Source organism: Streptomyces sp. SD31, assembly GCF_052068475.1.
In the GTDB taxonomy this organism is placed as follows: Bacteria; Actinomycetota; Actinomycetes; order Streptomycetales; family Streptomycetaceae; genus Streptomyces.
Genome location: NZ_JBQHCX010000002.1, coordinates 549845 through 573593 on the forward strand (window position 1 = coordinate 549845; position 23749 = coordinate 573593).

Consider the following 23749-nt stretch of genomic DNA (forward strand, 5'->3'; position numbering starts at 1 on the left):
CAGGTCAGTGCGGCAGTTCGTCGCGCCGTACGGCCGTGACGAACGAGGCCCAGGCCGTCGCCGGGAGGATCAGGGCGGGGCCGTGGGGGTTCTTGGAGTCGCGGACGGGGACGACGGGGGCGGGGAGGTTGTCGGCGACTTCGAGGCACTGGCCGCCGTCGGAGTTGCTGTAGCTGCTCCTGCGCCACGTCACGCCAGTCAGGTCTATGGATCGCACGGTGCTTCCTCCAGCATCTGCCCGATGAACTTCAGCGACTCGGCCGGTGACAGCGCCAGGTCACGCATCGAATCGTATGCGAGCTGCAACCGCCCAACTTGGCTTGCTTCTTCGATCAGTTCGCCCCGATAAGCGGTCTCCGTGTAAGCCACGGTACGCCCGTCGGCCATCCGCAGGAACATCACGTCCGTGCTGTCCAGGACGCACGGTCCGGCGCTGAACGGCAGCACCTGGATCGTGAGTCTCGGAAGCTCGGCGGCCTCCACAAGGTGCTCCAGCTGCTCGCGCCACGCAGCCGGGTCACGCAACGCCATGCGCAACACCGCCTCGTACAGGATGGTGCGGAAGCGAGGGCCGCCGTCCCCCATCAGCAACTCTGCACGACCGAGTCGCGCTTCCACCTGCTGGACGAGGGCGTCCCCCTCGATATCGCCCGCCGCGAGGACCTCCGTCGCGTATCCCCTGGTCTGGAGCATGCCCGGCACTCGGGTGACGCCGAAGTGCCACAGGCTTTCCGCCTCGGCCTCCAGCAGCATGTATCTGCGGTACTGCTCCTTGAACTGGGTCGGATCCCCGACCGCCAGCTCCCACAACGCCAGCAGCAGCCCCGGCGTCCCGTAGAACTCGTCCAGTGCCTGCGCCACCTCAGGGCTCCCCAGCGACTGACCCCGCTCCAGCTTCCCCAGCGTCGACCAGTCCCAGCCCAGTTCCGCCGCGAGCTGCCGCAGTGTGAGTCCTATCCCCTCCCGTAACCGCCGCACCTCCTCCGCATACCTCAAGCGCGGCTCATGGCTCCGGCTCGTCACCGTCCGTCGCTGCGGCACCCTGTCTCCCCCTCCGCCAGGCTGTGGAATTTGTGGAATTTGGAGTGCCGAGCGTGGAACTAGCGCGTCTCAGCAGCCTTTTCGCCTCCCCGACACGGCATGCTCGTATCCGGCACCTGAACACGCAGCGTAATCCAGCGATTGCGTGCAGCACAGGCGTTCCCCGGAACGCGAACCTCAAGGAGTGAGCCATGCAGTCCACGACTCTCCCCCGACTCCCCCGCCGCACGCGCCCCAACCGCTCGACCGTCGCCTGGACGCCGCCCGGCGGCTGGGCGCGGCCGACGCCCGCCGTGCTGCGCACGCTGGAGTCGGCGCTCGCACGGTGGTCCGCGTGACCGCGCGCACGGCATGGGTGGCGGCGCCCCCGCCGCCCCCCGCGTGTGATGTGTGCGGGGCCTTACTGGCCCAGCGGGAGGCGGCGAGAGCGGCGGGCCGGACCGCCGAAGCCGGTGCCTGCGAACGGGAGTTGCGTGAGCACTGGAGCGTCGGACGGGGGTGCGCGCCGTGACGGAGCCGCCGCCGTACCCCTCGTTCGACGTGAGCCGCTCGCCCGTCCCCGTGGAGGGCTGCGAGTCCTGCCGGAAACTCGCGGCCCGACGGGCGGCGGCCCGGACCGTGTTCGACCACAGCGCGGTGGCCGACGCGAACGTCATGCTGCGGACGCATCTACGGCTGGATCACGGCAGGTGAGGAGGAGGCGTCGTCGGCCTCGCGCCTCACCCGAAGAGCGCTAGCGCAGGCGACGCCCGGGCATGAAAGTGAACACCGCTCCCCCGAGGAGCAGTGCCGTCCCCGCCACCAGCCCCAGGGCCTTCAGCGAGCCGTGGTCCTCCGCGCCCGTCGCCGCCAGGCCGCCGTCGGTCGACGAGCCTCCGGCAGAACCTCCCGCCGCACCTCCCGCCGAACCACCGGAGGCCCCGCTCGCCTGCTCCGTCGTGTCCAGGGTCAGGGACACCTCGGTCTTGGCCGGCGTACAGGTCGTCGTCGTACCGAGGGCCTCGATGGTCAGGACCCCCGGGGAGAGCGTCGACTCGCCGCTCGCGCCGGGCTTGTACGTGCCCGTCAGGTCCGGTATCTCGATCGGCTCACCGGACTTGATGTCCTCGGAGTTGGTCGGGCCCTCGACATGGACCGTGCCCTTGTCCGCGCCGCCCAGGACGACCTCCATGGACGGCTTGACCGAGTCCTTGGGGATGTCGGCGGGGCTGTCCATCACCGACTTCTTGAACTGGACCGTCAGATCGAAGCTGCCACCGCTCTTCTTGGCATTGATCTGGACCGGCGAGGTCGCCTCCTTGTCGCCGATGGGCGTCTTGCACTGGTACGGGACCTGGACCTCCTTGCCCGTGAAGTCGGTCTGACCGCCGTCGCCGCCGCCAGTGCTCGAACCGCCGGAGTCCCCGCCCGTCTCGCTCTCACTCGGCGTCGGATTCGACGGACTCGTCGGGCTCGACGTCCCCGTCGGCAGACCTGTCGGCACGTCGGTCGGCACACCCGTGGGCAGCGTCGGGACGACCGTCGGCAGTCCTCCCGTCGTACCGCCCGAACCCCCGCTCCCGTCCGTCACCTTGATCGTCGCCGCCGACTTCACCGTCTCCTTCGGCGTGCACTTGGTGTCCGTGGAAATCGGCTTGTTGACGTTGATGTTGTACGCGTCCGGCGTCAGGGTCACCTCCCCCGGCGCCGTCAGCTTCAGCTTGCCCTTCATGTCGGACAGCTTCATATCGCTGTTCTTGGGGATGGGCGGGTTCTGCCGCGGCCCTTGCATGGCGATGTCCGCCGTCTGCGCGCCGGCCGCCTTCAGCGTCCCCGTCGGCTGGACCGTGTCCTGCCCGAGGTCGAGGATGTTCGGGTTCTTCGACGCCGCCTGGACGAACTTCCAGACGATCTCCACCTCGTCGCCGACCTTCGCCTCCGCGGGCGCGGTGATCTCCACCTTCGTCGTGCCCTGGACCGGCGGCAGCCCGGAGATGGCGGGCGGGATGCACTCGGTCGCGTACGCCACCTCGGCCGCCTGTGCGGGTGCGGCGGCCACGCCGAGCAGCACGCCCGCGCCGCCGAGCATCAGGGCGGCGCCCGCCGCGGTCGCTCTCCGGGGGCGTACCGGTGTGACTCTCCTTGACTTGCTCACGGGGGTCCCTTCCTGGTGGGGGTGGCAGGGGTCGTCGGGCTGTCGTCGTGCGGTGCGGAGAGCAGACCGGCCGTGCCCGGGTCGTTGTCCGGGGTGAACCACGGCAGGGTCGAGGGGGAGGGAGAGGCGTGCCTCGCCTGTTCGCGGGGCTTCAACCCCGGGATGCGCAGGGCCACTTCAGGCAGCCGGAGCCCGCGGCGGCGTGCGGTCTGCCGCGGCCGTACCCGGTCCACCACCGCCATCCCGACGCGGAACAACGCCGCCGGGACGACCAGACCGGCCAGGATCCAGAACAGCGTCACGCCCCAGGGCCGGCCCACGCCCCAGGGCTGTTCGGCCATCACCTTGCCGCCGTACTTCAGGGAGACGGTGTAGCCGCCGTGCGCCCCGGCGGCGAGCTCCACCGGCAGCTCGATCCGCGCCTTCCTGCCCGGCTGGATCGTGCCGCGCCACTGCTGTTCCTGCCACTGCGGGGCGAACACGCCGTGGGAGGTGCCGACTTGGAACACCGGGTTCTTCACGGCGGAGGTGCCCACATTGCCGACGGTGAAGACGAGCGTCCGCGCCGGCGGTGCGCCGAACCACGTCAGCAGGCCGCTCGATCCCTCCAGCCGGGTGTCCGTGAGGACCGACAGGCGCCCGCCCGCCGGCTCCGTGGGCAGCGGCTCGACGGCGTGCCCGGCCACCTGGAAGATGGCGTCGGCCTCGGCCTTCGCCCCGGTCACCGTCGCCACGTGCACCACGCACGGGCACGGCACGGGCGGCTCGGCCACCGGCAGCTTCCTGCTGAAGCGCCCGTCGGCGTCCGTCGTCACGGCCCTGCCGTCCGCGTTGGCGCAGGAGTTGGTGCCGCCGGTCACGCCGGTCGAGGGCACGGACTGGCCGCAGATCAGGATCATCAGCAGCGCGCGCGAACGCCAGCCACTGCCGGTCACGGTGATCGAACCGCCCGTCCCCGCCTGGGACTTGGAGAGCTTGACGGCGGGTGGGTCGGCGGCCATGGCCGGGGCGGGCGCCAACAGCAGCGCCAGCAGGGGCAGCACAGCCAGCACCATCGACATCCGCGCCCTGCCGTTCACGTCCCCGCTCCCGTCAACTCGGCTTGTTTGTGAGGTCGTTCGGCCGACTCGTCAACGGTGGGCGCACGACGCCTGCGATGCCGTACGACGAACAGGGCGCCGATCACGGCCGCTGCCCCCGTGAGCGTGCCCCACGGCACGAACCGCACCGACACCTGAGCCGTGTCACCCGCCCCGCCCGCCGCCGTCACCGTCAGCCGCACGTCGACCGCGTCGAGGGCGGGCCGGTCGGGCCACGGCTCGGTGAGGTTCGTACGGCTGCCGGGCGGCAGGTCGACGGAGAGGGTGCGCGGCGTACGGTCCAGGACGGCGCCGAAGACCCCGTCCGCGTGGACGGACAGCCGCGGTGTCAGGGTCGTCGTACCGCGGTTGACCAGCTCGTACGTGATGCCGTCGGCGCGGACGGAGACCTGCTCGACGGTCAGTGCCGCGACCGGCGGGACCGAGGCGCGCACATGGAGCCGCAGGCGCTGGGTACGGCCGTCCGTGTCCCGCGCCACGATCTCGGCGGTGCGGTCACCCTCCGGGACGGTCACCGAGAAGGGCACGTCCGCTCGGGTGCGGGCAGGGATCCGCACCTCGGGCTCCGCGAAGATGACCGGGGCGCCGGTGCCGTGCAGCCGTACGGTGACCGGTTCGCCGCCCCGGTTCGTCACGGAGACCGCGTCCTGAAGGACCGCCGCCGGCTCACCCTCGGCGTAGAGGTACGGCCGCCCGCCGCCGGAGGGCGCGACGGACCAGCCCTCGGCGGCGGTCGCCGTGGGGGCGGCGACCAGCAGAGCCGGGAGGGACAGCAGGGACAGGCACAGGACACGGACGGCTGACGACATCGGCGGCTCCAGCAGCGTCGTACGAAACGGTACGAACCGGCACGACACGGTCAGCGGCGTACCGCCTGCCCCATCTGCCCCCTCTGCCCACGCCGCGTCAGCCACAGCGCCCCCGCCGCGCCCGCGAGCAGGACCGTTCCGCCGAGGGTGCCCAGGGCGATCGCCGAGTCCTCGGGGCCGGTCTGCGGGAGCTCGGCGCCGGAGCCGGAGCCGCCCTGGCCACTGCCGCCGCCCGCGCCGGCCGCCGCCGTCACGTCTAGGGTCAGCGACGGGCCGGGGTTGTTGGTGGGGGTGCACGTGGTGGTCGTGCCCAGGGCCTTGATGGTGAGCACGCCCGCCGTGAAGGTGACCTTGCCGGTCTTCTTCGGGGTGTAGGTGCCCGTCAAGTCGTTGATCTTGATGGGTGTGTTGGCGGGAATCGCCTCCTGGTTGGCCGGGCCGGTCACCGCCAGGGTGCCGCCGTCGGCGCCGCCCAGCTTGATGGTGGCGCTCGGGCTCATCGCGCCCTTGCCGAGTTCGACCGGGCTGGAGGAGACGCCCTTCTGCCACGACATGGTGATCTTGTAGGCGCTGCCGCTCTTGACGCCCTTGATGTCGATGGGCGAGACGGCGCTCTTGTCGCCGATCGGCGTCTTGCAGGCGTAGTTGACGTCGACAACCTCGGCCCGGGCCGCGGGGGCGGCCATCAACACCGCCGAGCCGGCCAGGGCCGCGGCGGTCGCGAGCGCGGCGGTTCGCTTCTGCTTCGACACGGTCCCCTCATTCCTGACGGCATATCAGATCGGCCGTCAAGGTACGCCCGGGGCCCAGAGGAAGGAAGACACGGCGCACACCGGAGTTGTGGGGATCCGGCGTGCGCGCGAGGGGGTTCGGATGGAGAGGGTGACCCTTGGTAACCCAGGGTCGGCGTGGCCGCGCAAAGGAGGCGTTCGTTCGAGTCCGATGACGGGGGCCGGCCGACGGGGCGTCGGCTCCCCGTGCTCAAGAACGGCCGCGCGGAAACGAATCTCCGCGCTTCCCCTACGCCGGCGCTCCCAGCTCCGCCCACACCGTCTTGCCCGCGACCCCCGGCGTCCGTACGACGCCCCAGTCCAGGCACAGCCGCTGCACGATGAACATGCCGTGGCCGCCGGGGCGGCCCGCGCGGTGTGGGGTGCGGGGGGCCGGCTGGCCCGTGCCCTTGTCGGAGACCTCGATGCGGATCACCTTGTTGTCGCAGGCGATCCACAGCTCGTCCGGCCCCTCGGCATGCAGACAGGCGTTGGTGACCAGTTCGGAGACGACGAGCAGCACATCCTCGGCGGCGGCCCGCTGGTCGGCGGTGGCGGCGGGCAGCCAGCCCCACGCGTACAGCGCCTGGCGGGCGAAGTCGCGGGCGAGCGGGACGACCCCGCTCTGCCCCTCGAAGCCCAACCGACGGACCTGACGCGCCACCGATGCCTCGGCGGACGACTCGGGCCCCTCGGGCCTCGAGGACGGCATGGAGCCCCCGTCGGACGCTCCGGCCGCCGGGGCGCCCTCCTCGGCGCTGCCCGTGGTCGGTACGCCCCTCTCGGACGCCCCGGAAGCGCCGCTGGGCTCTGGGCCGCGGTCGCCCGGCGAGAAAGGCCGGGTGGTGCTCATCAGCGCTTCACCTCACCGATTCACCAGCTCAACAGTTCAACATTCACACGATTCACAAGTCTGTACGCAGAGTCAGTACGCCAGTGCACGTCCTTGCTTGATACATCGGTCACAGTCCCCCACCCTCGGTGGCCGACGTCACAGCCGACAGGTTCAGGATGTCTCCTGCCCGACCGCGCCGAGGGAACACCCCCGATTTCGGCACGAATGATGTGACGTCCGATGCAGTGCCGGACGCGAGGGTCAACCCGATCCGTCGGACTCGTCGGACTCGGCGGCCAGGGCGTCGGCGAGCGAGTCGTGGACCGTGAAGACCGCTTCGGCCCCTGTGATCTCGAACACGCGCGAAACGACGGGCAGCATGCCCGCGAGATGCACCCCGCCACCGGCGGCCTCCGCCTTCAATCGCGCCCCGAGCAGCACGTTCAGCCCTGTGGAGTCACAGAACTCAAGCCGCGAGCAGTCGACGACCAGTCGACTGAAACCCTTGCCGAGGCAGTCCTCGAGTGGCTCACGCAACAAATCGGCGGTGTGGTGGTCCAACTCACCCGCCGGGGTCACGACGGCACTGGAGCCCTCTTCCCGCACCTCGACCAGAAGCCGGCCAGACTGTGCGCTGCCGACGGTCCCGCGGTCCATGCCGTCTCTCACTCCCGACGTCGTGGCTGCTGACTGACGCTCTCGAACACTACGCCTTCCCTACGTCCTCCAACACCCGAACATCCACCCAGAAACGGACATTTCGGAACAGAGTGCACTTGCGGTGGGCTCCCGAAAGCGGGTAGGGCTAGTAGAGACACGTAACCGACTCGGCCGGCTTTGGAGGCGCCGCACACCGCAGTGCACGCACAGGCTTCGGCAGCCATATGCCGAGAACGATGGAGGACATCATGTCACCCCGGCTCGACGCATCGCATACCCAGAAGGCGACGTCGGCACCCCGACCGGAACATCTGGATCCCATCGAGCGCAGCAGCGCCGTACGTCACGGACAGGACTTCGCTCAGGAGTTCGGCCAGCAGTTCGGCCATGAGTCCGCTCAGGAGTCCGCTCAGGACGACGTACTCGCCGGGCTTCCGGACATCCCCCCTTACGACGAGGTGGGGCCGGTGGACGCGCGGGCCCTTTCCAAGACCCTCTTCGAGCGGCTGGAGTCGCTGGAGGAAGGGACCCACGAATACTCGTACGTCCGCAACACGCTCGTCGAACTCAACCTCGCCCTGGTCAAGTTCGCCGCCTCCCGCTTCCGCTCGCGCAGCGAGCCGATGGAGGACATCATCCAGGTCGGCACCATCGGCCTGATCAAGGCGATCGACCGCTTCGAGCTCAGCCGTGGCGTGGAGTTCCCCACCTTCGCCATGCCGACCATCGTCGGTGAGATCAAGCGCTTCTTCCGCGACACGTCGTGGTCGGTGCGGGTGCCGAGGAGGCTGCAGGAGCTGCGGCTCGACCTCGCCAAGGCGGGCGACGAGTTGGCCCAGAAGCTGGACCGCGCCCCGACGGTGGCGGAACTGGCGGAGCGCCTCGGTCTGACCAACGACGAGGTCATCGAGGGCATGGCGGCCTCGAACGCGTACACCGCCTCCTCGCTGGACGCCCAGCCCGAGGAGGACGACGCCGAGGGCGCGCTCGCCGACCGGATCGGCTACGAGGACCACGGCATCGAAGGCATCGAGTACGTCGAGTCGTTGAAGCCGCTCATCGCCGAACTGCCGCAGAGAGACCGGAAGATCCTGTCCTTGCGGTTCGTCGCGGGCATGACCCAGTCGGAGATCGGCGACGAGCTCGGCATCTCGCAGATGCATGTGTCGCGACTGCTGTCGCGTACCTTGATCCGGCTCCGGAAGGGGCTGACGGTCGAGGAGTGATCCCGCAGGATCGGTGTCTTCTCCGCGCTGACCTGCGCTGTGCCCGGTGCCCCGCCGAATTCTGTCGGCCGGACACCGGGCACAGTGCGTTCGGGCCGCGCCCACGCGGCCCATGGGTTACCCACAGAAACTCTTTCCCCAGAGCTTCCCTTCCTCCACTATGAGCGGTCATACCCGCCGGTAGCCAGGTCTCCGGGCGGGTCGCACGGCTGCAAGGAGGCAGGCGGATGGCTCGCGCCGACGACGGCAGGGACTCCGGCCCCGGGGTCTACACGGGCGCGTCCGACGCGCGGCTCACCGAACTGCTGCGCGCCGACACGGCCACCGCGTACCCGGCGCTCCAGGAACTCCGCGCCCGCCACCACACACCCGTCCTCGCCTACGCCCGTCTGTGCACCCCGAACGAGTCCATGGCACGGCAGTTGGCGGCCCAGGCGTTCACCCTCGCGGCCCGCCAGACGGCACGCGGCGTCGACCCCGGCCTGCCCTGGCGGCACCGACTCCTGCTCCTGACCGCCCGGTCGGCCGGGACCTGGGCCATGGACGAGCGGGCCGCGGGCCTCGACGCGAGCCTGCTCCTCGTCCTGAACACGGCGGGCCCCTCCGGCCCGGTCCCGCCCATGCTCACGGCGTTCCAGTCCCTGCCGCCGCGCGCGCAGGGCCTGATCTGGTACGGAGTCGTGGAGCGGGAGCCGGTGGAACGAACGGCCGCTCTCCTCGGCCTCACCCGCGAGGACGTCACGTACGGCACCGATCCGGCGCTCCAGCAGCTGGCCCGGGCCTGCCTGCGTACCCGCCTCGCCGCCTCCGACGACCCCGACTGCCCCGACTTCGGCCGCCTCATCGAGGAGTCCGTACGGCCGGACAGCCCCCGCGACAGCGCCGACCTGCACGCCCACATGACACGCTGCCCGCACTGCACGACGGCCTACGAGGAGCTGTCGGCGCTCCGGGACACCCCGCGCACGGCGCTGGCGGAGGGGCTGCTGCCGTGGAGCGGGACGGCGTACGTGGCTGGTGGTGCCGGGGAGCGGGAGGCCGTCTCCGGCGCGACGGACGGGACTTGGCCAGCGCAGCGACGCCGGCTCGTGCTGGTGTCGGCGGCGATCGGGGCGGCGTTGGTGCCATTGGTGGTGTTCCTGGTGGCGCAGGGCGGTTCGTCGGCGGCGCAGGGTCCGGTGGGCTCGGTCAGCACTCCGGTGAGCGGGCCGACGGTGGCGGTCACGGTGACGGCCACGGTGTCGGCCACGCCGTCGGCCGCTTCGCCCTCACCATCGGCGTCGCCCTCTCCGTCGCGAAGTTCCAAGTCGCCGGCCCCGACGACGAGTTCGACACCCACGAAGGCTCCCCGCCCGAAGCCGACTCCCTCCCCCGCTCACACCCCGCCGAACGGCACCTTTGCCCAGGTCGTGAACATCGCCACGGGCCTCTGCTTGGACGTCGAAGGCGCCCCGGCGAACGGCACGGACGTCGTCACGGCCACCTGCACGTCCTCGCGCGACCAGCGGTGGCGGGTCGACTCCGAGCGCGGCGTGCTGCAGTCGTACGCCTACCCCGGCTACTGCCTGGACAGCCGCGGCTCCGTGGAACGAGGCATCGGCATCTGGGAGTGCGACGCGGTGTACGGGCCCAACGGGCAGAACCTGAGGTTCGCGGTGGACTCCCGCGGGGTGCTCCGCCCCGGCATCGCCCCGGACCACGCGGTGACTCCGAACGAGGACGGCTCGCTGTCCCTGGTGAGGGAGGCCGGGCGGGGGGATCAGCGGTGGCGGGCGGGGGCGCAGCCGGCCTGACGGCTTCACCGGCTCGTCCGCCCACGGCTGACACCCCGCCCCTCACACCTCCCGCGCACCCCTCCGCCACACCCCGCTGACCAGCGGCACGCCCGGCCGGTAAGCGAGGTGCACATGGCTGGGCGCGTCGAGGAGGAGCAGGTCCGCGCGGGCGCCCGGGGTGAGGTGGCCGATGTCGTCGCGGCGGAGGGCCGCCGCACCGCCCGCCGTGGCCGACCAGACCGCCTCGTCCGGGGTCATGCCCATGTCCCGTACCGCGAGGGCGATGCAGAACGGGACGGACGACGTGAAGGACGAGCCCGGGTTGCAGTCCGTCGACAGGGCGACGGTGACACCCGCGTCGAGGAGGCGGCGGGCGTTCGGCCACTGGGCGCGGGTGGAGAACTCGGCGCCGGGGAGGAGGGTGGCGACGGTGTTGCCGCTCGCGAGGGCGTCCACGTCGGCGTCGGTCAGGTGGGTGCAGTGGTCGGCGCTGGCGGCGTCCAGCTCGACAGCCAGCCGGACGCCAGGGCCGTAGGTGAGCTGGTTGGCGTGGACGCGCGGGTGCAGGCCCTTGGCCTTGCCCGCGGTGAGGATCGCGCGGGCCTGGTCGCCGTCGAAGGCGCCCTTCTCGCAGAAGACGTCGATCCAACGAGCGTACGGGGCGCAGGCGTCGAGCATCTCGCCGGTGACGAGGGCGACGTAGGCGGCCGGGTCGTCGGCGTAGTCGGGAGAGACGATGTGGGCGCCCAGGTACGTGACCTCATCCGTGTGCGCCGACGCGATGCGCAGCGCTCGGGCCTCGTCCTCGACCGTCAGGCCGTAGCCGGACTTGGTCTCGAAGGTGGTGGTGCCTTGGCGCAGCGCCTCGCGGAGGTAACGGGTGAGGTTGGCCTCGAGTTCCTCGTCGCTCGCGGCGCGGGTGGCGGCGACGGTCGTACGGATGCCGCCGGCGGTGTAGCTGCGGCCGGACATGCGGGCGTTGAACTCCTGCGTCCGGTCGCCCGCGAACACGAGGTGGGAGTGGGAGTCGACGAAGCCGGGGATGACCGCCCGGCCGCCCGCGTCGACCCGATTGTCAGTGGCGGGTGCTTTGCTTTGATCACCGGTCCACGCGATGCGGTCGCCTTCGATGACGACGGCCGCGTCCTGGATCAGTCCGAGGGGGGAACTGTCACCGAGGGAGGGGTCGTTGGTGACCAGGGCGGCGATGTTGGTGATGAGCGTGCTGGCGGTGCTCGCGGAGTTGGCGGGGCTGACGGTCGTCGCGTTGCTCATGGCGTCCTTGCTGGCCTGGTCGGCGGTGGGGTCGGGTTCGGGGGCGGGGACGGGGGCGGACCGCGCGGGTGGGCGGCCCGGGGTCATCCGCGCAGCGCTGCGACGGCGTCCGCGAGGGCTTTCGGCACATCCGGTACGAGTGAGTGGACCCCGTCCCGTACGACGTGCCGACCGCCCACGACCGTATGCGACACGTCTGCTGCCGACGCAGCGAATACGGCCGTCTCGGCCCCGAGCCGCGGAAGCGGCCCTGCCGTCCTGACCGAGTCGAGCGCGATGGTGGTGAAGTCGGCGAGCGCGCCGGGCTCCAGGGTGCCCGCCCCGTCCCAGCCGAGGGCCGCGTGGCCGTCGGCCGAGGCCGCCCGCAGCAGGGCCGCCGCCGTCCAGTGACCTCGCGTGCGGGTGCGCAGGCGCTCGTTCAGCTCCATCGCGCGCGCCTCTTCGAGCAGGTCGATGACGGCGTGGCTGTCGGAGCCGAGGGAGAGCGGGGAGCCTTCGTTCTGCAGGGCGACGGCCGGCCCGATGCCGTCCGCGAGGTCCCGTTCGGTGGTCGGGCACATGCAGGTGCCGGTGCCGCTGCCGCCGATCAGGGAGATGTCCTCGGCGGTGAGGTGGGTGTTGTGGACGCCGGTGGTGCGCGGGCCGAGGACGCCGTGCAGGGCGAGGAGCTGGGTGGGGGTGCAGCCGTGCACCTCCAGGCACGCCTCGTTCTCGGCGGTCTGCTCGGACAGGTGCACATGGAGCGGAGCCCGCCGCTCCTCGGCCCATCGCGCCACGGTCGCCAACTGGTCGGCGGGCACGGCCCGTACGGAGTGGATCGCCGCCCCGATCCGTGCGTGATCCTGGTCCTTGAGAACTGAACAGCGTTCGGCCCAGGCCTCGGCGTGTCCGTCGGAGAAGCGGAGCTGGTGGCTGTTGGGCGGCCGGCCGAAGCCGGCGGAGAGATAGGCGGTGTCGAGGAGGGTGATCCGGATGCCGGCGTCGGCGGCCGCCGCGACGAGGGCCTCGCCCATCGCGTTCGGGTCGGCGTAAGGGGTGCCGCCCGGGGCGTGGTGGACGTAGTGGAACTCACCGACGGCGGTGATCCCCGCCAGCGCCATCTCTGCGTAAACGGCCCGGGCGAGGGCGTGGTAGGTCTCCGGGGTGAGCCTGTCGGCGAACGAGTACATGACCTCGCGCCAGGTCCAGAAGGTGCCGGAGCCGACCTGGACGGTGGAGCGCAGGGCGCGGTGGAAGGCGTGCGAGTGGGCGTTGGCCAGCCCGGGGAGCGTGAGCCCGCGGAGGATCGCGGCGCCGGGGGGCGGGGTCTTTGTGCCCGTGCGGACGGCGGTGATGCGGCCGTCGCTCACCTCGAGGGCGACGCCCGGCTCGACGTGGGTGTCGAGCCAGGCGTGTTCCAGCCAGTACGTACGGGTCCGCTGGGTGGGCGTCACGTGCAGGCCAGTCCTTCCAGTACGTCGGCGAGGGCGATGACTCCGGCCACGCAGTCGTCCTCGGCGGCGAACTCGGCCGGGGAGTGCGAGACGCCCGTGGGGTTGCGTACGAACAGCATGGCGGTCGGGACGGTCCCGGAGAGGATTCCGGCGTCGTGTCCGGCACCGGTGCCCAGGACCGGGACGGTGATGTCGGAGTCCTTGCCCAGGATGCGGGCCAGTTCGTCGCGCAGGGCGTGGTCGAACTCGACGACGGGCGTGAAGGACTCACGGACGATGTCGAAATCGATGCCGTGGGCTGCCGCGTGCTCCCGGGCCGCCTTCTCGATGCCGCCGACGACGGTGTCGAGGCTCGCCTGGTCCTCGGCCCGGGAGTCGAGCCAGCCGCGCACCAGGGAGGGGATGGCGTTGACGCCGTTCGGCTCGACGGAGATCTTGCCGAACGTCGCGACGGCACCGGCGAGTTGCGCCTCCCGGCGGGCGGCGAGCACGGTCTCGGCGTACGTCAGCATGGGGTCGCGGCGGTCCACGAGCCGGGTGGTCCCCGCGTGATTGGCCTCGCCCCGGAAGTCGAACCGCCACCGGCCGTGCGGCCAGATGGCGCTGGCGATGCCCACCCGGTCGCCGGACAGGTCGAGGGCCCGTCCCTGCTCGACATGCAGCTCGACGAAGGCACCGATGCGGGCGAGCCGCTCCGGGTCGGCGCCGATGGCCTCGGGGTCGTACCCCGCGGCCTCCATGGCCCGGGGCAGGCTGACCCCGTCCCCGTCGGTCAGCTTGTGGGCGCTGTCGACGGTGAGCTGCCCGGCAGCGAGCCGGGACCCGACACAGGCGAGCCCGAACCGGGCGCCCTCTTCGTCACCGAAGTTGACGATGGCGAGGGGCTTGGCGAAGTGCACGCCCCTGCCCCGCAGTTCATCGAGCGCGGCGAAGGACGACACGATCCCGAGGGGCCCGTCGAAGGCACCCCCGTCCGGCACGGAGTCGAGATGCGACCCGGTGACGACGGCGTCCCCGGCAGCGGGATCCCCGAGCCAGGCCCACTGATTCCCGTTCCGGTCGACCTCATAGACAAGCCCGCGCACTTCGGCCTGCTCCTTGAACCAGCCTCGGCATTCGAGGTCGGCACCGTTCCAGGCGAAGCGCCGGTAGCCGTGGGAGCCGGGGTGCCGGCCGAGGGGGAGCAGCTCGCGCCACATCTCGTGGAAGGACCCGCCAGGCACAGTCGGACCCGCAGACGGCGATGAGACCTCGGTCCCCGCCGGAGGGTTGCCGCTGCGCCCACTGTCGTTCCGCGTCACGCCTGGTCACCCTCGCGCATCGGGACGCGCACGCCCCGCTCATCAGCGACGGACTCCGCGATGTCGTAGCCCGCGTCCACATGCCGGATGACCCCCATCCCGGGGTCGTTCGTCAGCACCCGGCGAATCTTCTCGCCCCCGAGCTTCGTACCATCCGCCACCGTCACCTGCCCGGCATGAATGGACCGCCCCATCCCGACGCCGCCGCCGTGGTGAATGGACACCCAGGAGGCGCCCGAAGCCACGTTCACCATGGCATTCAGCAGCGGCCAGTCCGCGATCGCGTCGGACCCGTCGAGCATGGCCTCGGTCTCGCGGTACGGAGAGGCCACCGAACCGCAGTCCAGGTGGTCCCGCCCGATCGCCAGCGGCGCGGCCAGCTCACCGCTCGCCACCATGTCGTTGAACCGCTCACCCGCCTTGTCCCGCTCCCCGTAACCGAGCCAGCAGATACGCGCGGGCAGCCCCTGGAAGTGCACCCGCTCCCCCGCCATCTTGATCCAGCGGGCCAGGGACTCGTTCTCCGGGAAGAGGTCGAGGATCGCCTTGTCGGTCTTGGCGATGTCGGCCGGGTCGCCCGAGAGGGCAGCCCACCGGAAGGGCCCCTTGCCCTCGCAGAAGAGCGGCCGGATGTAGGCCGGCACGAACCCGGGGAAGGCGAACGCCCGCTCGTACCCGGCGAGTTGGGCCTCGCCCCGGATCGAGTTGCCGTAGTCGAAGACCTCGGCACCGGCGTCCATGAAGCCGACCATGGCCTCGACGTGCTTGGCCATGGACTCACGGGCACGGGTGGTGAAACCGGCCGGGTCCTTGGCCGCGTAGGACGCCATCTCGTCGAAGTCGACGCCCAACGGCAGGTACGCCAGCGGGTCGTGCGCCGAGGTCTGGTCGGTGACGATGTCGATGGGGGCGCCCATGGCGAGGAGCTGCGGCACCAGCTCGGCCGCGTTGCCGAGGACGCCGATGGACAGCGGGCGCCGGGCGTCGCGCGCCTCCACCGCCAGCTGAAGGGCGTGGTCCAGGCTGTCGGCCTTCACGTCCAGGTACCGGTGCTCGATGCGGCGTTCGATGGCACGCGGGTCGCAGTCGATGCAGATCGCGACGCCGTCGTTCATGGTGACGGCGAGCGGCTGGGCGCCGCCCATGCCGCCGAGACCGGCGGTGAGGGTGATCGTCCCGGCGAGGGTGCCGTCGAACTTCTTCGCGGCGACGGCGGCGAAGGTCTCGTAGGTGCCCTGAAGGATGCCCTGGGTGCCGATGTAGATCCAGGAGCCGGCCGTCATCTGGCCGTACATGGTCAGCCCCAGCTGCTCCAGGCGGCGGAACTCCTCCCAGTTGGCCCAGTCGCCGACGAGGTTGGAGTTGGCGATGAGGACGCGCGGGGCCCACTCGTGGGTCTGCATGACGCCGACGGGGCGGCCGGACTGGACCAGCATGGTCTCGTCCTGCTTCAGCCCCTTCAGCGTGCGCACCATCGCGTCGAAGGAGCGCCAGTCGCGGGCCGCCTTGCCGGTGCCGCCGTAGACGACGAGCTTGTCGGGGTGCTCGGCGACCTCGGGGTCGAGGTTGTTCTGCAGCATCCGCAGGGCGGCTTCCTGCTGCCATCCCAGGGCACTCAGTTCCGTACCGCGCGGCGCTCGGACGGGGCGGGGTCCTGACATGGTCTGCCTCCCAGCGGACTGTGACTGCGAAGTGTGACTGCGAACTGTTGAGGTGGTTATTCACATCCTGGACGCCTGAATAGAGCTAGTCAATACGTTCGCGGGCCAGCGCTCGCGCGTCACGGATGTTTGGCTGGATGCATGGGCTCGGACAACGACAGGACGGGGGATGTTGTGGACATCGGAGCGGGCGACGCAGTGGGCGGCGGAGTCGAGATACCGGCGTATGACGCCGACCGGGTGGCCCGGCGGGACGACGCGGTGCGGGCGGCCGTGGAGCAGGGGCTGCTCGGGCCCGGCTCCCCCATCGTCGGCCTGCTGGACGTCACCGGCATCCGGGAGTCGGCGGCGGCGTTGCGGGCGGCGTTCGACGCGGTGGTGGCGCCGGGCACGCACGTGCTGCACGCCTTCGCGGTGAAGGCGACCCCCCTGGTTCCGGTGCTGCGGCTGCTGCGCGAGGAGGGCATCGGCGCGGAGGTGGCGAGCCCGGGCGAGCTGGCACTGGCGAGGGCGGCGGGGCTGCGGCCGGAGATGACGGTCCTGGACTCGCCGGCCAAGACGCCGGCCGAGCTGCGCGAGGCGCTGGCGCTGGGCATCGCCGTCAACGCGGACAACCCGCAGGAGCTGGACCGCATCGACGGCCTCGTCCGGTCCGCGGCCAGCCGCTCCCCGCTCGGGCTCCGGGTGAATCCGCAGGTCGGCGGGGGCTCCATCGAGGCGACGTCCACGGCCACGGCGACGTCGAAGTTCGGGGTGGCACTGCGCGACGAGGGGGCGCGGGAGTGGGTCGTACGGGCGTACCAGGACCGCCCGTGGCTGACTCGGCTGCATGCGCACACCGGCTCGCAGGGCATCCCGCTGGCGCTGATGACCCGGGGGGTCGCGGAGGCGTACGCGCTCGCCGAGGAGATCAACCGGCGGATCGGGCGGCGGCAGATCGACACGCTCGACATCGGCGGCGGGCTGCCGGTGAACTTCGCCTCGGACGCGACGACGCCGACGTACGCGCAGTACGCGCGGCTGCTGCGCGAGGCGGTGCCGGGGCTGTTCGACGGGCGGTACGGGCTGGTCACGGAGTTCGGGCGGTCGCTGCTGGCCAAGCACGGGACGGTCGTGGCCCGGGTCGAGTACGCCAAGAGCGCGGGCGGGCGACCGGTGGCGGTCACGCACGCGGGCGTGCAGGTCGCCACGCGCACGGTGTACGCGCCGGGGAGCTGGCCGCTGAGGATCACCGCGTACGACGGCAAGGGGCGCCCGAAGGAGGGTCCGGCCGTGGTGCAGGACGTGGCCGGGCCGGCCTGCTTCTCGGGTGACCTGCTGGCCGAGGGGTGCGCGCTGCCGCTGCTGGCGCAAGGGGACTACGCGGCGGCGGTGGACACGGGGGCGTACTACTTCGCGCACCACTACGCGTACAACTCCCTCGCCCGGCCCGGCATTTACGGCTTCGCGCCGGACGAGGCCGGGGGCATGGCCTTCGCGACCGTGCGCGAGCCGCAGTCGCTCGACGAGATCGTGGCCGAATCCGGAGGGGCGCACGCGACATCGCTCACCACCCTGCCCGCGCCGCAGCGCCGTTGACGTACGGCGATGAGGGTCCGTACGCCATACGCGATCAACTGGAGTGAAAACAGGGTCAGTTGACCCACCTTAGTCACTCGGCGCATGTTCCACTGGAAAATGCCCGAACGCTCACTCGCCGCACACACGTTGCGTAGTTTGGCCATCACTCAGCCGAACCCCAGGCGGGAGGGGAGCGACGGTGCCCGGAATCGACGAGTGCTTGCTGGAGGCGATGCGGCTGCCCGGTGCACGGGGCGCCGCGCTGGTCGACTGGACCAGCGGGCTGGCCCTGGGCACCGTGGGCGATCCGCCGGGCGGTGACCACGAGACGGCGGCCGCCGAGGCGGCGGAGCTGGCGCGGCTGGCCGCCGAGCAGCACGCGTTCGGGCCCGGCGACGACGGTGACGCCGCGGATCCGCCCGTCGAGGACGTGATCCTCAGCAACCGGGACAGCTATCACGTGCTGCGGTTCGTGCCGACGGCCTTCGACAGCAGCGTGTTCCTGTACCTGTGGCTGGCCCGCGCGGACGGCAACCTCGCGCTGGCCCGTATCCGGCTGGGCGAGATGGCCGAGCGGCTGGTGCTGGGATGACCGTGGTCGGAACCACACCGCCACCGCGTCTGCCGGTCCGGGACCGGACGACGGCGCACCAGCGGGCCGGGGGCGTGTCGCCGATGCTGACCCGGCTGGCGGACGAGCGGGCCACCGGCGTCCTGGACCGCGAGCACGGCACACTCCATCTCGCCGAGGGCCGGGTGGTGCACGCCGAGAGCCCCCTCGCCCCCGGCCTCGGCGTGCTCCTCACGCTCCACGGCGCCCTCGCCGCCGAGACCTGGCAGGACGCCGAGGACAGCGCCGAGAAGGGGCGGCTGCTGCGGCACGGCGTCACGCCGGGGGCACTGGAGCTGGCGCAGGCGAGCGCCCTGTACGACGCCGCGTACTTCGCCCTCGCCCCCAGCAGCACGCCCGGCCGCTTCCGCTACGGCCCCGCGCACTGGCTCGCCTCGGTGCACCCCGTGCCGGTCGCCGCCCTGGAGCGCGAGACGCTGCGCCGCCGCGCCCTGCTGCGCCGCATCTGGCCCGACCCGGCGACGGACGCCGCACCCCTGATCCGGGCCGACCCGGTCGCCGCCCCCGCCGTCCCGCCGAGGCAGGCCGCCGTACTCGCCCGGGTGGACGGCGTACGGCGGGCCGCCGACATCGCGCGGGAGCTGGGCAGACCGGCGTTCCACACGCTGGTGCACCTACGGCGGCTGGCCGCGGCGGGGCTGGTGTCCCCGCAGCCGCCGCCCGCCGCCCGGGACCACCCGACCGACGCCGCCGCCGCCGATCCCTATGTCGCGCTGCTGAAGAGGGTCAGGGATGCGCTGGAGGCCCTTTGACCGCAAGCCCCTCGTGGGCGCCGAGAGGAGACACCTGATGGCGGCCGAGCCCCCGATACTCGACGAGTTCCGCCGGCTCAGAGCCCGCGTGCCCCAGCTGACCGGAGCACTCGCGGCCGGCGTGGACGGCCTCGTCCTCGCCCACGACACCCCCGGCGTCGAACCGGACGGCCTCGCCGCGCTGACCGCCGCCGCACTCGGCGTCGCGATGCGGGTGACGGACGCGACCGGCCGGGGCGACTTCCGCGAGCTGCTCGTGCGCGGGGCGGACGGCTATGTGGCGACGTACGCCGCGGGACGCACCGCCGTACTGACCCTGCTCGCCACGGACGGCGTCAACGTCGGCCGGCTGCACCTGGAGGGCCGCCGCGCCGGTGCCCGCATCGGAGAGCTCGTCGACGCCGACGCGGCGCCCCCGAAGAGGAGCCCCGCCAAGAGCTCCGCCAAGGAGCCCGCCAAACCCATGCCCACCCGCACGAGAACCGCGCGTGCGGCACGTACTGCCGCCAACGCGCGTACCACTACCGAGAGTTGAGAGGAACACTCGTCATGGCCAACACCGAGACCACCCTGAAGGAATGCCTCGCCTCCATCGAGGGGGCGACCGGGGCCGCGCTGGTCGACTACACCAGCGGCATGGCGCTCGGCACGCTGGGCGGCAGCAAGACCTTCGACCTCAATGTCGCCGCCGCGGGCAACACCGACGTCGTCCGCGCCAAGATGCGCACGATGGAGCACCTCGGCCTCAAGGGCGGCATCGAGGACATCCTGATCACCCTCAGCGACCAGTACCACCTGATCCGGCTGATCACCGGGCGCGGGGGCAACGGTCTCTTCCTGTATCTGGTCCTCGACGCCAAGCGCGCCAACCTTGCGATGGCCCGGCACCAGTTGAAGAAGATCGAGGAAGAACTGGAGGTCTGACCGCGCCCTACACCAGCGCCGCGGTGCGGCGGCGCGCCCCGCCCGGGGCCGCGTCGCCCGCCGCGATGCCCGTGCTGCGGTAGCCCTTGACCGCCTTGCCCGCCGGCCGGCCGCCCCGGCGGTCGAGCCAGTCCACCCGCACCCACAGCAGGGCGTTCTCGGCCCGCTCCCGCCGCCCGAGCCACGCGGCCTTGAGCCGGAGCCCCGCCCCGCACCCCGCCAGCAGCATCCCGCCGACCGCCGGCACGGCGAACGCGCTGCCCAGCGCGGCGACGAAGGCGAGCAGCAGCCACCAGCGGTGGCCACGACGCCAGTTACGGACGGCGACCGCACGGTCCTGGAGCACGTCGTGCTTGCCGGCGCGGGCGGCCGAACGACTCAGCGCGGTGTAGCGCCCGCGGCGGGCGTACGCGACCACGGCCGTCGCGACGATGAACAGCGCGGCGCCGGCCATGACGCCGATCCTGCGGCCCGTCAGCCCCGGCACCAGCACCCCGATGCCCGCCACGAACACCCCGAGCCACCACAGCGGTGCCGCCCCGGCCCGTACGACGACGGCCACCCGAGCCAGCCCCTGCCCACCTCCGTGTGCCACGTTCCGCCTCCCGTCTCACGTCTGTCCAGCTGCTGTCCGCGCACGCTAGCCAGTCAACGTGAGACGAGCCTTAAGAACTCACCCGGCCCTCAGGAACTCACACGACGACTCACTCGACGAACAGCCCCCGCGCCACCGCCCGAGCGTCGAACTCCTCCAGACGCGCCTGGGCGTCCGGCAGGTCGTCGCACATCGCCTCCAGCAGGACCCGGCCCAGCAGCATCGGCGCGCAGGCCGTGTCGAAGGCGAGGCCCGTGCCGACGGCGGCGGGCAGCAGCAGGTCGGAGACCTTGGCGACCGGCGCGAAGGCGGAGTCGGCCACCGTCACCACCGTCAGCCCGGCTTCCTTGGCGTACGCCAGGGTGTCCACGACCTCGCGCGGGTGGCGGGGCAGCGCGAAGCAGAGCAGGGCCGTCGCACCGGCCCGTACGGCGGCGTCGATACGGTCGTGGATCATCGTGCCGCCCTCGTGCAGCAGCCGTACGTCCGGGTGCACCTTGGCGGCGAAGTAGGAGAAGCCGTACGCCTGGGAGGCAGCCGCCCGCAGGCCGAGCACCGGCAGCGGACGTGAGGCCGCGAGCAGCCGCCCCGCCTTCTGCACCGGGCGCGGGTCGGCCAGCACCTCCGCCAGATGCCGGAGGTTCTCGATCTCGGCCTCGACAGCCTGCTGGTACTCGTTGTACGAGCCGGCGTCCGGGGCCTGCTCCACGGGCGCGACCTCGCGCAGGTGCTTGCGCAGCGCCGGGTAGCCGTCGAAGCCGAGGGCGACGGCGAAGCGGGTCACGGAGGGCTGGCTGACCCCGGCCAGCTCGGCCAGTTCCACGCTGGACAGGAACGGCACGTCGGCGGCCTGCCGCACCATGCTGTGCGCGATGCGCCGCTGGGTCGGGGTGAGCCGGTGCCCCTCGAAGAGCGCCTGGAGCCGCGCGGTGGGGCTGTCCGTCCCATGCGCCGACCCGTTCGTGTTCCTGTCCGCGCTCATGCGGCGCTCCCCCTCCAGATGTCCGTGAACCGGTCCAGCAGTGCGGCCGCCGCCGTCACGTCGTCGGTGAGCGGCCGGTCGGCCAGGTCGTCGTCGAGCACCGACTCGGCCAGCTCCAGTGCCCGGGCCACCGGAAGATCCGGGTCGGGCCTGAGGCCGCGCAGCCGCAACGCCCGTACGGCGGCGACGAGTTCACAGCCGACGACCAGACGGTACGCGCCGCACGCGCGCAGTGTCTGCCGTGCGGCGAGCGAGGCGAAGCTGGCCTGCTCCTCCACGCCCCGGGAGAGTACAGCGTGGCCGAGCGAGGCGGGGGCGGAGAAGGCGCGCAGGTCACCGAGGGCGGCCGCGGCGGCGTACTCCAGGATCATCACGCCGGACGAGGCGGGCTCGTGGTCGGCGAGGAAGGGCTTGAGGCGGGTGTAGGCGGGCTCGTTCAGGGTGGACAGGCGGGATGTCGACAGCCGCGCCACCTGGGTCAGGGCAAGCCTGAAGTGGTCCAGGGCGAGGGCGAGTTGGGCCTGGTAGAAGCCGCCGTGATGGTAGGCGGCCATGTCCTCGGGGGAGATGAAGGGGTTCTCGGCAGCCGCGTTGATCTCCACCGCGAGCACCTCCTCCAGGGCGTCGGCAGCATCGTGCGCGGGGCCGTGGATCTGGGGCAGGCAGCGGAAGCCGTACGGATCCTGGATGCGGCCCAGCGGAGGGGTGGGCCGGTCCTCGGCGCCGATCAACTCCCGCATCCGGCGGGCGACTTCGGCGCTGCCCCGGTGCGGGCGGGCGGCGTGCACGGGGGCGGCGTACGCCTCGTGGGAGCCGTCGACGGCGAGCAGCGACAGGGCGGCGACGACCTGGGTGGCGGCGACCAGGCCGCGCAGTTCGTGCAGGGCCAGGGCCGCCTGGCCGAGGGTGAGGGCGTTGCTGCTGATGAAGGCGAGGGCGTCGTTGTTGTCGAGCTGCTGCGGCTCGGGGGCGCCGGAGCCCCGCCAGGGATGCTCACCGGCGAGCGCGAGGCCGGCCTGCGCAAGCGCCGCGAGGTCTCCGGTGCCGACCGAGCCGAACTCGTTCACGACCGGGTGGGCCCCGCTCTCCAGCGCCTCGCAGAGCGCCGTGACGACGGTGGGCCGCAGGCCGGCACCCCCCGCGAGCAGCTGGTTGGCCCGTACGGCGAGCATGGCCCGCACCTGCCGGGCGGGCAGCTCCTCGCCGATGGCGCCGGCGTGGCTGCGCAGCAGGCGCAGGCCGTGCTCGGCGGCGGCGTCGGTGGGGATGTCCTCGTTCCGGTTGGCGCCCACGCCGGTGGAGCGGCCGTAGACGCGTCCGGTCGCGGCGATGAGGCGGGCGGCGTCCCAGGACTCCTCGGCACGCTTCATCGCGTCGGCCGCGGGAACCGGGCGCGCGGTGCCGCCCGCGAGGCCTACGACGTCCTCGACGCGGAGCCCGATGCCGTCGAGGACGACCAGGCCGGTGTGCCCGGTGTGCACAGCGCCGGGTGCGTCCACGATCCGAGACGACATAAGACTCAAACACCCCTCAATCCGTGCAGCTTCGACCACTTATTCAGACACCAAGAACTCTGCATGACGTTATACAGCCGGGCAAGGGACATCTCATGATCCACTAGGGTCGGGCGCCATGAGGTCACGGTTCCGCAGTGGTGAGGTCGCCGTCCGGCGGGAGATTCTGTCCGGCCGCGAATGGCTGGTGTACCCGGTGCGGGTCGCGAGCGACGACGAGCGTGCGCTCGCCGTGTACCTGGCCCAGGGCACCCCGCTCACCTTCGGGCGAGGCGACTTCCGCTGGGGCCTGCACCCCTGGATCGAGTTCGAGCACGTGTGGCAGTCCAGCGGTGTCCTGCAGCTGCAGCGCCCGGGGGACGGCTATTCCGTGTGGGGCCGTTGGGAGGACGGCGTCCTGTCGGAGTGGTACGTCAACTTCCAGGCACCCCTCGTCCGCACGGAGCGCGGGTTCGACACCCTGGACCACGAGCTGGACCCGATCATCCCCGGCGACGGCTCCCCGTACCGATGGAAGGACGTCGAGCACTTCGAGGAGCGGGTGCGCACGGGCGGCTTCGACGCCGAGGAGGCGGACGCCGTCCGTGCGACTGCCGCCTCCGTCGTGGATCTCATCGAGCGGGGGGCGTGCTGGTGGGAGCAGTGGCGCGACTGGCGGGCGCCGGCCGACTGGGCCGTTCCGGCCCGCGTGCCCCTCGGGCACGAGTGACATCCGTCCACGATCCGAGACGACATAGTCCCTGAAACACCCCCAAGCCGGTCAGTCAGTCC

The 23749-nt window shown here is 71.9% G+C and carries 25 protein-coding genes; 10 read left to right on the forward strand and 15 right to left on the reverse strand.

Annotated features, from left to right (window positions below; genetic code table 11):
* Nucleotides 1-4 precede the first annotated feature (4 nt).
* Together ACTMVF_RS06425 and ACTMVF_RS06430 are read right to left on the reverse strand one after the other, a co-directional pair.
* Entirely contained in the window at nucleotides 5-217 is a 213-nt protein-coding gene (locus tag ACTMVF_RS06425) for a DUF397 domain-containing protein (protein WP_441269956.1), read from the reverse strand.
* On the reverse strand, nucleotides 205-1041 hold the full coding sequence (locus ACTMVF_RS06430; protein ID WP_441269957.1) for a helix-turn-helix domain-containing protein: 837 nt from the start codon (nucleotides 1039-1041) through the stop codon (nucleotides 205-207). The genes ACTMVF_RS06425 and ACTMVF_RS06430 overlap by 13 nt, the downstream gene beginning before the upstream one ends.
* A gap of 191 nt (nucleotides 1042-1232) precedes the next feature.
* On the opposite strand from ACTMVF_RS06430, the gene ACTMVF_RS06435 reads away from it, so the two are divergent.
* Nucleotides 1233-1379 (forward strand): hypothetical protein, encoded by a 147-nt coding sequence (locus ACTMVF_RS06435; protein ID WP_302000166.1) that lies wholly within the window; start codon nucleotides 1233-1235, stop codon nucleotides 1377-1379.
* Nucleotides 1380-1548: 169 nt separating this feature from the next.
* Nucleotides 1549-1734, forward strand: a complete 186-nt coding sequence (locus tag ACTMVF_RS06440) for a hypothetical protein (RefSeq protein WP_441269958.1) — start codon at nucleotides 1549-1551, stop codon at nucleotides 1732-1734.
* Between the two features lie 40 nt (nucleotides 1735-1774).
* Here the strand turns inward: ACTMVF_RS06440 and ACTMVF_RS06445 are convergent, their stop codons facing one another.
* The 6 genes from ACTMVF_RS06445 to ACTMVF_RS06470 form a co-directional block, all read right to left on the reverse strand.
* Nucleotides 1775-3109, reverse strand: a complete 1335-nt coding sequence (locus tag ACTMVF_RS06445; protein ID WP_441270144.1) for a hypothetical protein — start codon at nucleotides 3107-3109, stop codon at nucleotides 1775-1777.
* Nucleotides 3110-3171: 62 nt separating this feature from the next.
* Nucleotides 3172-4236 carry a hypothetical protein gene (locus ACTMVF_RS06450; RefSeq protein WP_441270145.1) on the reverse strand — a complete coding sequence of 355 codons (1065 nt, stop codon included), beginning with the start codon at nucleotides 4234-4236 and terminating at the stop codon, nucleotides 3172-3174.
* Nucleotides 4237-4250: 14 nt separating this feature from the next.
* Nucleotides 4251-5084, reverse strand: coding sequence for a hypothetical protein (locus tag ACTMVF_RS06455; RefSeq protein ID WP_441269959.1), 834 nt, complete (start codon nucleotides 5082-5084; stop codon nucleotides 4251-4253).
* Between the two features lie 50 nt (nucleotides 5085-5134).
* Complete coding sequence (locus ACTMVF_RS06460) at nucleotides 5135-5836, reverse strand: LPXTG cell wall anchor domain-containing protein (protein WP_441269960.1); 702 nt, start codon at nucleotides 5834-5836, stop codon at nucleotides 5135-5137.
* A 268-nt stretch (nucleotides 5837-6104) separates the two neighbouring features.
* The gene (locus tag ACTMVF_RS06465; protein ID WP_441269961.1) at nucleotides 6105-6707 is read right to left on the reverse strand and encodes an ATP-binding protein; all 603 of its coding nucleotides are present in this window, start codon (nucleotides 6705-6707) and stop codon (nucleotides 6105-6107) included.
* Nucleotides 6708-6950: 243 nt separating this feature from the next.
* A complete protein-coding gene (locus ACTMVF_RS06470) occupies nucleotides 6951-7346 on the reverse strand; it encodes an STAS domain-containing protein (RefSeq protein WP_441269962.1) in 396 nt (131 codons plus the stop codon).
* Nucleotides 7347-7585: 239 nt separating this feature from the next.
* Between ACTMVF_RS06470 and ACTMVF_RS06475 the strand changes: the two genes are divergently transcribed.
* Together ACTMVF_RS06475 and ACTMVF_RS06480 are read left to right on the forward strand one after the other, a co-directional pair.
* Nucleotides 7586-8575 (forward strand): RNA polymerase sigma factor SigF, encoded by a 990-nt coding sequence (locus ACTMVF_RS06475; RefSeq protein WP_441269963.1) that lies wholly within the window; start codon nucleotides 7586-7588, stop codon nucleotides 8573-8575.
* A gap of 227 nt (nucleotides 8576-8802) precedes the next feature.
* Entirely contained in the window at nucleotides 8803-10368 is a 1566-nt protein-coding gene (locus ACTMVF_RS06480) for a ricin-type beta-trefoil lectin domain protein (RefSeq protein ID WP_441269964.1), read from the forward strand.
* Between the two features lie 42 nt (nucleotides 10369-10410).
* Here the strand turns inward: ACTMVF_RS06480 and hutI are convergent, their stop codons facing one another.
* The 4 genes from hutI to hutU all read right to left on the reverse strand — a co-directional run bounded on the left by hutI (nucleotide 10411) and on the right by hutU (nucleotide 16020).
* Nucleotides 10411-11712 carry an imidazolonepropionase gene (gene hutI / locus ACTMVF_RS06485; protein WP_441269965.1) on the reverse strand — a complete coding sequence of 434 codons (1302 nt, stop codon included), beginning with the start codon at nucleotides 11710-11712 and terminating at the stop codon, nucleotides 10411-10413.
* Complete coding sequence (locus ACTMVF_RS06490; protein ID WP_441269966.1) at nucleotides 11709-13058, reverse strand: formimidoylglutamate deiminase; 1350 nt, start codon at nucleotides 13056-13058, stop codon at nucleotides 11709-11711. Before ACTMVF_RS06490 ends, hutI begins: the two co-directional genes overlap by 4 nt.
* The gene (locus ACTMVF_RS06495) at nucleotides 13055-14257 is read right to left on the reverse strand and encodes an allantoate amidohydrolase (protein WP_441270146.1); all 1203 of its coding nucleotides are present in this window, start codon (nucleotides 14255-14257) and stop codon (nucleotides 13055-13057) included. Before ACTMVF_RS06495 ends, ACTMVF_RS06490 begins: the two co-directional genes overlap by 4 nt.
* Before the next feature lie 98 nt (nucleotides 14258-14355).
* The gene (gene hutU / locus ACTMVF_RS06500) at nucleotides 14356-16020 is read right to left on the reverse strand and encodes a urocanate hydratase (RefSeq protein WP_441269967.1); all 1665 of its coding nucleotides are present in this window, start codon (nucleotides 16018-16020) and stop codon (nucleotides 14356-14358) included.
* 141 nt (nucleotides 16021-16161) lie between these two features.
* Between hutU and ACTMVF_RS06505 the strand changes: the two genes are divergently transcribed.
* The 5 genes from ACTMVF_RS06505 (at nucleotide 16162) to ACTMVF_RS06525 (ending at nucleotide 19887) form a co-directional block, all read left to right on the forward strand.
* Nucleotides 16162-17598 (forward strand): diaminopimelate decarboxylase, encoded by a 1437-nt coding sequence (locus tag ACTMVF_RS06505; RefSeq protein ID WP_441269968.1) that lies wholly within the window; start codon nucleotides 16162-16164, stop codon nucleotides 17596-17598.
* A 181-nt stretch (nucleotides 17599-17779) separates the two neighbouring features.
* Nucleotides 17780-18172: a hypothetical protein gene (locus tag ACTMVF_RS06510; RefSeq protein ID WP_441269969.1), complete on the forward strand. Its 393-nt coding sequence runs from the start codon at nucleotides 17780-17782 to the stop codon at nucleotides 18170-18172.
* Nucleotides 18169-18963: a transcriptional regulator gene (locus ACTMVF_RS06515; RefSeq protein WP_441269970.1), complete on the forward strand. Its 795-nt coding sequence runs from the start codon at nucleotides 18169-18171 to the stop codon at nucleotides 18961-18963. The genes ACTMVF_RS06510 and ACTMVF_RS06515 overlap by 4 nt, the downstream gene beginning before the upstream one ends.
* Nucleotides 18964-19000: 37 nt before the next feature.
* Nucleotides 19001-19498 (forward strand): roadblock/LC7 domain-containing protein, encoded by a 498-nt coding sequence (locus ACTMVF_RS06520; protein WP_441269971.1) that lies wholly within the window; start codon nucleotides 19001-19003, stop codon nucleotides 19496-19498.
* Nucleotides 19499-19512: 14 nt separating this feature from the next.
* Nucleotides 19513-19887, forward strand: a complete 375-nt coding sequence (locus ACTMVF_RS06525) for a hypothetical protein (protein WP_383448309.1) — start codon at nucleotides 19513-19515, stop codon at nucleotides 19885-19887.
* 7 nt (nucleotides 19888-19894) lie between these two features.
* On the opposite strand, the gene ACTMVF_RS06530 is transcribed toward ACTMVF_RS06525, so the two are convergent.
* From ACTMVF_RS06530 to ACTMVF_RS06540, 3 genes are all read right to left on the reverse strand, one after another.
* Nucleotides 19895-20482, reverse strand: coding sequence for a hypothetical protein (locus ACTMVF_RS06530; RefSeq protein ID WP_441269972.1), 588 nt, complete (start codon nucleotides 20480-20482; stop codon nucleotides 19895-19897).
* Nucleotides 20483-20591: 109 nt separating this feature from the next.
* Nucleotides 20592-21464 (reverse strand): MurR/RpiR family transcriptional regulator, encoded by an 873-nt coding sequence (locus tag ACTMVF_RS06535; protein ID WP_441269973.1) that lies wholly within the window; start codon nucleotides 21462-21464, stop codon nucleotides 20592-20594.
* The gene (locus ACTMVF_RS06540) at nucleotides 21461-22978 is read right to left on the reverse strand and encodes an aromatic amino acid ammonia-lyase (protein WP_441269974.1); all 1518 of its coding nucleotides are present in this window, start codon (nucleotides 22976-22978) and stop codon (nucleotides 21461-21463) included. Before ACTMVF_RS06540 ends, ACTMVF_RS06535 begins: the two co-directional genes overlap by 4 nt.
* Before the next feature lie 118 nt (nucleotides 22979-23096).
* Here ACTMVF_RS06540 and ACTMVF_RS06545 point away from each other — a divergent pair, with 118 nt between their 5' ends.
* The gene (locus ACTMVF_RS06545; RefSeq protein WP_441269975.1) at nucleotides 23097-23687 is read left to right on the forward strand and encodes a DUF402 domain-containing protein; all 591 of its coding nucleotides are present in this window, start codon (nucleotides 23097-23099) and stop codon (nucleotides 23685-23687) included.
* Nucleotides 23688-23749: the final 62 nt, after the last annotated feature.